Origin of the sequence: Ruminococcus sp. RTP21484sp1_RTP21277st1_D2_RTP21277_210401 (assembly GCF_040924225.1) — a bacterium.
Taxonomy (GTDB): domain Bacteria; phylum Bacillota; class Clostridia; order Lachnospirales; family Lachnospiraceae; genus Blautia_A; species Blautia_A faecis.
This window is the reverse complement of sequence record NZ_JBCOMJ010000028.1, coordinates 63,719-72,559: the sequence shown is the minus strand read 5'-3', so window position 1 is coordinate 72,559 and position 8,841 is coordinate 63,719. Positions and strand designations below refer to the sequence as shown.

7 protein-coding genes are annotated in these 8,841 nt (G+C 34.6%); all 7 read right to left on the bottom strand.

Features of this window, described 5'->3' with window-relative positions; all coding sequences use genetic code 11:
* Window positions 1-547: 547 nt before the first annotated feature.
* Window positions 548-2,581 carry an ATP-binding protein gene (locus AB5706_RS17165; RefSeq protein ID WP_173770963.1) on the bottom strand — a complete coding sequence of 678 codons (2,034 nt, stop codon included), beginning with the start codon at window positions 2,579-2,581 and terminating at the stop codon, window positions 548-550.
* Window positions 2,582-2,614: 33 nt separating this feature from the next.
* The gene (locus AB5706_RS17160) at window positions 2,615-3,556 is read right to left on the bottom strand and encodes a DUF1848 domain-containing protein (RefSeq protein WP_173770964.1); all 942 of its coding nucleotides are present in this window, start codon (window positions 3,554-3,556) and stop codon (window positions 2,615-2,617) included.
* Window positions 3,556-4,428, bottom strand: coding sequence for a hypothetical protein (locus AB5706_RS17155; RefSeq protein ID WP_173770965.1), 873 nt, complete (start codon window positions 4,426-4,428; stop codon window positions 3,556-3,558). Before AB5706_RS17155 ends, AB5706_RS17160 begins: the two co-directional genes overlap by 1 nt.
* A gap of 18 nt (window positions 4,429-4,446) precedes the next feature.
* The gene (locus AB5706_RS17150; RefSeq protein ID WP_368366209.1) at window positions 4,447-4,740 is read right to left on the bottom strand and encodes a 23S rRNA methyltransferase; all 294 of its coding nucleotides are present in this window, start codon (window positions 4,738-4,740) and stop codon (window positions 4,447-4,449) included.
* 208 nt (window positions 4,741-4,948) lie between these two features.
* The gene (locus tag AB5706_RS17145; RefSeq protein ID WP_368366208.1) at window positions 4,949-7,531 is read right to left on the bottom strand and encodes a S8 family serine peptidase; all 2,583 of its coding nucleotides are present in this window, start codon (window positions 7,529-7,531) and stop codon (window positions 4,949-4,951) included.
* A 13-nt stretch (window positions 7,532-7,544) separates the two neighbouring features.
* Window positions 7,545-8,534 carry an AAA family ATPase gene (locus AB5706_RS17140; RefSeq protein WP_368366207.1) on the bottom strand — a complete coding sequence of 330 codons (990 nt, stop codon included), beginning with the start codon at window positions 8,532-8,534 and terminating at the stop codon, window positions 7,545-7,547.
* Window positions 8,535-8,577: 43 nt separating this feature from the next.
* Window positions 8,578-8,778, bottom strand: coding sequence for a helix-turn-helix domain-containing protein (locus AB5706_RS17135; protein ID WP_320641121.1), 201 nt, complete (start codon window positions 8,776-8,778; stop codon window positions 8,578-8,580).
* Window positions 8,779-8,841: the final 63 nt, after the last annotated feature.

Genomic DNA, 8,841 nt, shown 5'->3' with positions numbered 1-8,841 from the left:
CGTCTTGTCGTCGTGCCCGCCTCCGTGCGGGCATTTTTCAATTCAAGAGAGCGCCACAGGCGGTCTTTCCTATAAAGTAAAAAACGCCCGCAGGATTTCTCCCGCGGACGGCAGTACAGTCAGTTCTCAAAGGTTTTTACTCAATTTTATATGTTGACAGCATGAAACCACTAATGTGTTGATAAGTTTATGAATATTCTTGCGGCTCAAAATCGCAAGTCCGGAAATTTGGAAATCGGAGTTCCGGTACTCGGAAACCACGTTTTTGTGCTTGACTATTTGTCCATTTCTATGGGGATATTAGTCAAGGCCCTACCGCATCTGCGGTGCGTAGCAGCCTTTACTAATATTCTCATAAAAATTATGATTCGGTATGCACAAAAGTGAATCTAAAAGTGATTTCCATATCACCGGACAACTGATGGAATCTAATCCGGAATATTCAGTTTATGCACAAAATTTCAGATTCCCTCACAGAAATCTGAGCCTATCGCTTATATAACAGCTTAGCACATCAGCCCCTGCTGTAAACATATTAAAATGACCCTTAACTTACATCACCAATCTTACCAATTGCAATATTAGTTAATGTATTTACTTTATCACGTCCTTCTTCGTTTTCAATTTCTTTCATAAGTTCTTTAGCTAATTTCTCTCTGTCATAGTTCAATCGTTTCAACAAAGGCGCATGTCTTAATTCAAAACTCTTGAAAACATCATCCCACGTTAATGCATAGACTTCGTAATTTTCTACTTGTATAACCAATCCAATTTTCCCTTTGTCTTCAAATGTCTTGTATCTGCCTTTTACATCCTCATCCACTTCTTTGCAAACGGCAATAAACTTCCATCTTCTGTACTCGCTATTGAAATTAGGTTGCTTTCTTACAAAATCCATATAGTCTTCGATTTGTCTTAATACTTTCTTTGACAAGATAACCTTTGGTGCCTTTAACTCTACAATAATATTCTCTTCCATAGTGGTTCCAAATGAAGCTTCAATATCACGAACATTGCACATAAATATATCCATTCTACGTTCTTGCTCTGCATCTTCATCGAGAGTCGCCTCTATATCTTTTACTCCATATAAAAAATTAATATACTTTTCTAAAGCATTCTTCATTCTTTCATCTGCACTTGCCAAGTTAAATTGTTCGCCAAATAACCAGAAATGCTGCTGCACTATCTTCTGAATGTGGTCTCTCTCATTTGCATACTGAGTCATATCAAATACAATTGTTCTCAGCAATTCAATAACCTTATATCTATCTTGAACAAATTTAATTGTGTCAATTACATTTTCAAGCTTTGTTTTACGCAACATATCAGAAAAATCTTGTCTCTGCTCTGGTGTTAGTTCCACTATTTGCTCAACTATTGTTAGAACGTTTTCTCGTTCTCTTGAATTAAGCAAAAGGTTCAAAAAACCTAACAAAGATTTTTCTTGAACTGGCTTTAATTTATAAAAAATTTTCGGCTCAATTTTATAGATTTCCTTTGTTACTTTTTCCAGATCTTGTTTTTGCATTTTCCCATATGGATCATCCGGAAATTCTGGAAATGTCTTTCGTTCCTCAATCATCTGTCTTACTGCATCATCTGCCTTTTGAGACATATAATTACCAATTTTCTTTTCGATAAATTTAGCTATAAACTTTTTGAGTTCTTTATATACCTTTTTATCATCCTCATCTGTGAACAGACTTATCTGGTCACTCTCCATTTCCATGCAGTCATTTTCCTGTCCGTCAAAGAAATCAGATTTCACAAAAACGCTGTGATTAAACTCAACAGTATTTCTGTTAAATGATGTTGTCTCAATACTTTTCACTTCATCTTTGCTATCAAAGAAATAACAACAGAATTTTTCTTTTATCGCCTCTGTCCATACAATGAGTGTTACTTCAAATCTACTTCCAGCTATCGTCGTTATTGTCTTTTCGCTAAATTCTGTATTAATATATTTTTCATATTCAATTGGTTTTCCATTTATATTTATTTTTAAATTTCTGCCCTTGCACAAATATAAAAACCACGCAAATTCCTTTAACAATGCTGGCTCAAGAACTTCAAATGCCATATTTTCCGCCGTCAAGGAAAAAATATTGTCAAACTCTACCTTTGTTCCTGCTTTCCTTATTGCAGAAACTTTCGGTTCTGTATAACTGAGGACTTCTTTCTTATCATTTTCCAATATTATTTCATATGCTTTATATTCAATGGAATCAGAATCCTTATAAGTGGTAATCCACTTTGCTCCAGTAGCAAAAGCAGAAAAAGAAAATCTTCCCTTACCCTTATTAGCCTTGGATTTCATTTTTAATGACAAAAGATTTTTTTGAGATGTCAAAAAAGCTCCGAAGGTGTCTGATAAATCATCATAAACAATTCCATCTCCGTTATCTGAAATAGACAGTTCACTAACCCCAGAAGCAATATTTAAAGAATAATCAATATTAACTTCTGTTGCATGAGCCTCAAATCCATTCCATACATATTCACAAATAGCCTCCTTGTAGTCATTTGTGATTCCTGAAGATTCAATACTCTGATTCTTTACGCTAAGCTGTAATATCATCTCTAAACACCTCCATAAAATCTCATCATTTTATTAATCGTCAAACAAACTCATTTGAGTTTTGATTAATGACTTTACTTTTCTCTCTTTGATTATATCAGATTCATCAATTTCTCCAAACAATAATGGCGATTTAGGATTATGCATGCCAAAATTCTTTCCAACTGTGTTTTCACTATAATTTGCATAACAATACAAGCAACCATTTTTGCAAGTATTATAAGCTCCTATGTCGATACTTGCTACACAGCCACATTCCGCTCTTTGATTTGTATCTTTATCTACATCAAGTTTAAAGCCACCAATTCGTTCAATTCTTTCCTTATCAATACAATGTGCATGTTCAACTCGTAATTTATGAAAATCACCAATTTCCGCACATGTATCTATATATAATTCATATTGTCTGGCTATCTCTACAAATCGTTGCAGCAATTCTTCTTGCATCTCATAAGTATCTTTCACAATATTAAGAGGCCTAACATTTCTCTCTGTATTCCGATATAAATCCATAAAACTAACGGTGCACTTTTCTGTATATCCTGCTAATTTCGAAGCCAAGACCTCAAAATATTTACAATGATATTGTATTGAGTATTGCTCATTGAAAAAGATAGGATCATATCTCCATACAATCTTTTCTTTACCAATCTCCTGAGATAGTTTTTGAAATGTAGGTATAATAATCTTATTTTTTGAAGGTAAATTTCTCTCTACATCCGGACCATATGCACTTAATGTAAATTGAAAATAATATGTATAATCTTTTAACTCATCCAACTGCACCAACATCGGAGTTGGATTTTTTGTCCAAAAAACAATAGCATCAACTACGTTTGGAGACAAATCTATTTTACTTACCTGATGAATATTCATCGGATTTCTAACCAACACATATTTTTCTTTTAATCGATTCAACATCCATTCCGAGTAAAAAGAAGGAATATCTGTGCGTCTACTAGCACTTATTATCATCAAATCACCTCCAATATTAGTTGAGCGCTTTCACAATATTTTGCAACACAATAATCGTAAACAAATCTATCTGGTATTTCTCTTTCAAATACATTTTGATTATTTTCATACCTCAAAGATCCTGCATAATAATTATGGTCCTTAAATCTTCTTCTCCGCTCATAAGAAATACTTAGACCAACTCTTTCAATTTCTTCCACAAACAAAGGAAATGCATCTCGCCCAGTATTAATGCTATCCGCATCATTAATTATTATTAAAAGTGGTGAATTATCCAGCTTATTTCTCACTATGTTTTCTGCGAGATACGAAAACCACCTTCTGAGTCCATTCCGTCCTACAGCATCATAAAAGAAAGATATTAAATACTGAATAACAATAACATTACACCCTCTTATTTCATTTTCCTCAAAATATTTTAAGACGTTAATATCTCGATCAAATCTTGTTCTACCACCATTAAAATTCACTTCTATATAGTCATGAATTTTTTCCCAATATGGATTTTTATCTACTCCATAGTATGATATCTGTTGTTCATAGTCCATATATTCAAATGCCATTAAATCTGGCGCTCCCCCACAACCTAACGACAAAATATGAAAATATGGATACTGTGCTAAATCAAGTTGTCTTAGTGCATATATCATTTCTGAACAATACTTATATGAATATCTGCATATATAATAGTCAAGTAATCTTTCGCAGTTATATTCATCTCTATAAGTATGATGATGAAAATGAATGTCATCTAAACAGTCCTTACAGTTATATCCACATTCCCTCTCACACATCACCTTTGCTGAACATGGAAAACATTCACTATTCTGATATTCTTCATCACAAAACGAAACTAATTCATCAATTAACATACAAATACCCCCCTATAATTACACCATTCCGAAATACTCCAGCGCATCCCTAATTGCCATTTCCTTATCCTCCGGACACTGTGTCTGCTTTGCAACCTCAGACTTAGACTTATTATAATTTTCCCTCTCGATAATACCGCACTTTCTCTTGACCTGTGCAATATAAAGATTCGTAACCCGCAAACCATGTTTCTCCAACACATACTCTTTTATCTCTTCATAAGTTGCCTTACTCTCTACAGAAGTAACATCCAACTCATCCATCTCCAATGTCACATTCACATGATGCTTCGCTTCATGAAGTTTGGACAATAAACATACCGTCTCGACATGCGGTGAAAGTTTCTTCTTATACTAAATAGCGAAACCGTCACCTTTTGCGAAAACGTTTATACCCCACTCAGGGGGATAGCATTTACCCCTTCTAAAATATCAACATTCCGTCATTTTATAGACATAAACAGTTTATACCATTCGCTTAAAATTCTCAGAAGTGAAGTGCAAATGTATCCCGCTAATTTTACACCGTTTTAATCGCATTCTTAACCTGAACTTTATCCACAACTTTTTGATATACATCGACTCCACAATCTGGAGCCATTTCAAATGTTGCAAATAGTGCATATGGTATCAGCATTTCAGGATTATTCTCTGATGCACATCCTCGACAATTAACTTTTAATTCTATGGATTGATCAATATCCCATACCTCTATACTATCATTTTCAAATATTTCATGCTGAAGAGTACCTCTTTGTACAGCATGATAATCATATTCCGCTCTAGAACCAATCAAGCTATTTCCATTATTTATTGTTACCCAAACTTGTTTCTCTCTATATTTAATAGAGGAAGGATGTATAGGGGATAAATATGCAAGCGTTACTGTTAATTTTCTCTTTAAACTCTTCTCATGAAATTCAATAGGTATCGGTATTGAATAAACAAACGCTTTATCTTGGGCGATGTCTCCAAATCCGATAAGCGTCACTTGCTCTTTTGTACATTCCTTAACTCTTTCAACATCAGGCTCCCCATATCCCAAATATCTATGTAATGCATTCTTTGCACTATTACCAGATATACCTAAGATACCTTGAAACAATCGATCCCAGCCATTCCAAGATGCTCCATGAGCAAGCATTGCCTTTATCAATACAGCAACATATTCATTAGGAACTCCCATTCCCGTTTCTTTCATAAAAATCTCATCTAACACAGCATAACATTCCTGCGCTTTATTGGTAACAAGAGCTGTTGCATCACTGGTTCCAAAAGAAAACGCTTTATTTACAATTGCTCCCGTAGTTAATCCTGGTGCTGCTGAAGAAATGCCCGGTGCCCTTGTTGAACTTTTCCTCCATCTAACCACACCTCTATGCATATAATCTTCATGAACAAAACTTCTTCCGCCAGGAAAGAAAATATCTGGTTTAATTGCATTATTAATCCCACTTCCAAACGAACCATAAACAGCAGGTATATTATCAGAACACAACTTTGCTAAAGGACCAATTGGATTTTCATCGTTATTATCGGCAAAAGTTGCTCCTACCGTCAAAGCATTCATACTTTCTGCCGGAGACAGCAAACGTCTATTTCGAATGTCCTGATCTATGAATTTAATTATTATTGCATCTTTATCCTCATCTCTTAATTTCTTAAAATCGTTAAAATCCAATCCTGTATCAATTGCCTCTGGATGATTCCCCGCACTCACTATAAATAAAACTCTATATTTATAACTCAGCCAATCTAACAATCGTGCCAAAGGACTAATAATATTATAGAATTCTCTATAACGTATTCCGATCGATAAATTAATAATTCGAACATTCGAAGCCACTTGTCCAGCTTCTGGTTCGAATAATCTACGAACAGCTTCATGGATTTTGTCTACTAATAAAAAATCATCTGGAATATATTCCGTAACTTTATTATTCCAAGTCTCCGGTTTCATAATAGGACGTACATATACTTTTCTTATTTCGTCCTCAATAGTAGACATATCCTGCCCTCGTAAAATAAGTGATGCCATGGCAGTCCCATGAACACGCTCACGTACCTCATAAAAACTTTCAAATCCATCTGGGTCATCGACCATCAACATTCCTTTTAACAGAGGATGATTGGCTTGAGGAACACCATCAAACAAAGCAATAATAGGCTCCTCGATCACATTGGTTGGGACACTAAAACTATTTGAATCCGAAAAGTTATTATTATCACTTGAAAACACTGCTTGAACACATGGTTTTAGGAACATAATTGGTTCAGCTATTACAAGTCCTACTTCCTCTCTATCTATAATTTTTTGAGCATATTCACGAGGAATAGTAGCTAAAATGGCATGATACTCAATCTCTGGTATGACCGAACAACTAAGAATTTCTCCTCCTGTTTGAATAACAATATTTTTAATATTACCTTCTACTTCTTGACGCTTTGAAATTGATGAACGGAAGAATAATTCAATTTGAACCTTCACCTTTTCCAACGATGCATCTTGCAATTCTTCTTCCCATATCTCTATTAATCCTGTATCCTCCAACCTTTCCTCAATTCCCCATTTATGCACATCATATAATGTTCTGAACAATTGCTTGAAACCAGCCATTCCTCTAGGAAACTTAAAATTTTCATCAGTTTGATAATGATTCCATAACGATATGATTTCATTCAATGCCACTTGATTCGTCATGATGCAAAACAATTTCGTTGTTAGTTTTTTTGAATCATCACGAGCTGCCTGACTATCCATAACATAAAAATCATCTGAATTATTCAAATTAGAATCCGATAACTCCATTAACCATTCAACTGTAGGATACTCCTCTTTCAATTTATTAACTGCTTTGTAAAAATCACGTGGATCTCCTACTGTCTCAAATACTAATGTATATTCTGGATCAACGCCTGTGGCATAATTAGTAAAATATATATTTCCGCTATTTATTGTATGCTGAAGCACATTAAACTGAGGGGTCAATCTTGATACCTGTCGTGAATGTGATGGAAGATAATACTTTGATGCACCACCATATCTTCTTTCCTTATCAGCAACTGTTGGAGCTGCAAACAACACTAATGGTCTTTCTGGCATGACTCATCCCTCCTTATTTTTCTTCTGTCTGATATCCACAAAGACGAAGCTGCATATTAGTAATATTTTTTGCTTTAGCACTCGGTCCATTCAAAATATATTGGCGAAAAACAGATAATGCAAACTCCTCTGCCTCCGCATAGCTTTTTCCATATAATTTTTTTGCCAAAGTACTTGGTGCAAGTCCAAAGGAAAAATTCATACGCTTTTCAAATAGCACAAACCACTTTTCTAGATTGGCTCGTGTCGGTTTTGGTAATTCCAATTTCATTTGGAATCTTCTCCAAACAGCTTGATCTAATAAAGCATCATGGTTAGTTGCTGCTATTGCAACAACATAACTTGGCAATGAATCAATTTGCAAAAGAAGTGAGCTAACGACTCTTTTTATTTCACCTGTCTCGTGCTGATCTCCTCGTTCTTTTCCAATTGTATCAAATTCATCAAAAAACAACACACATTGCCTCGTACTAGCATATTCAAATAATTTTGAAAGCCTTGAGGCAGTTTCTCCCAAATATGCTCCAATAATTGTATCATATCTTACAGTAATAAGTGGTACCATAAGAGCTTCAGCAATTGCCTCCGCTAAAGATGTCTTGCCATTTCCAGGGGGGCCTATAAGCAAAATTTTGTTTCTTGGTTCCAATCCATAAGATCTAAGCAAATCCGCCCTCATCTGTTCTTCAATAATCGCTCTACATGTTTCAACAACATTATCCGGAAGTAACAGCTGCTCTAATCTTTTTTCTGGCATTTTTTCTTCAAATAAATGCTTTGGAATACTATTGATACTGTTTATAGTGTGCATATTCGTATTCCTCGGAGTAGAAATTGTCTGTTCTGGATTTTCCTTTAGAAGCTGCTCTATTTTATTCGCTAATATCTCATGTTGTTTTGTTCGTTCTTCGGCACAAATTGCTTGCGTTGCTCTACGGAAAGTCATATCATCTTTTCGCAATCCTGCCTTAATTAATTCGCATAGTAAATCTGCTCTGGCCATTTTACATCCTCCAATCGAGTTTTATAAATAAACAAGAAAATCGTCAAAGCTTTTTCAATTCATTAACATCAATAAAATTGCTTTCACAAAATTCATAAAAAGAATTTTTAGCTAGTTGACTCGGTTCATTTCTTGAATTTTCCCACCTATTAATGGTAGCAAAACTTACTCCCAGAGCATTCGCTAATTTTTTCTGACTCATTTCTAATTGTATTCTTACATTTTTAACCTGGTTCGCAAACATACAATCCTCCTATTATCACACTATACAATATATAACATTTGTTATATTCAAGTCAATAGATAT

Excerpts from the sequence above, each read along its gene's own strand:
- AB5706_RS17165 (WP_173770963.1), bottom strand. The coding sequence starts at position 2,581 with ATGATATTACAGCTTAGCGTAAAGAATCAGAGTATTGAATCTTCAGGA.
- AB5706_RS17160 (WP_173770964.1), bottom strand. The coding sequence starts at position 3,556 with ATGATAATAAGTGCTAGTAGACGCACAGATATTCCTTCTTTTTACTCG.
- AB5706_RS17155 (WP_173770965.1), bottom strand. The coding sequence starts at position 4,428 with ATGTTAATTGATGAATTAGTTTCGTTTTGTGATGAAGAATATCAGAAT.
- AB5706_RS17145 (WP_368366208.1), bottom strand. The coding sequence starts at position 7,531 with ATGCCAGAAAGACCATTAGTGTTGTTTGCAGCTCCAACAGTTGCTGAT.
- AB5706_RS17140 (WP_368366207.1), bottom strand. The coding sequence starts at position 8,534 with ATGGCCAGAGCAGATTTACTATGCGAATTAATTAAGGCAGGATTGCGA.
- AB5706_RS17135 (WP_320641121.1), bottom strand. The coding sequence starts at position 8,778 with ATGTTTGCGAACCAGGTTAAAAATGTAAGAATACAATTAGAAATGAGT.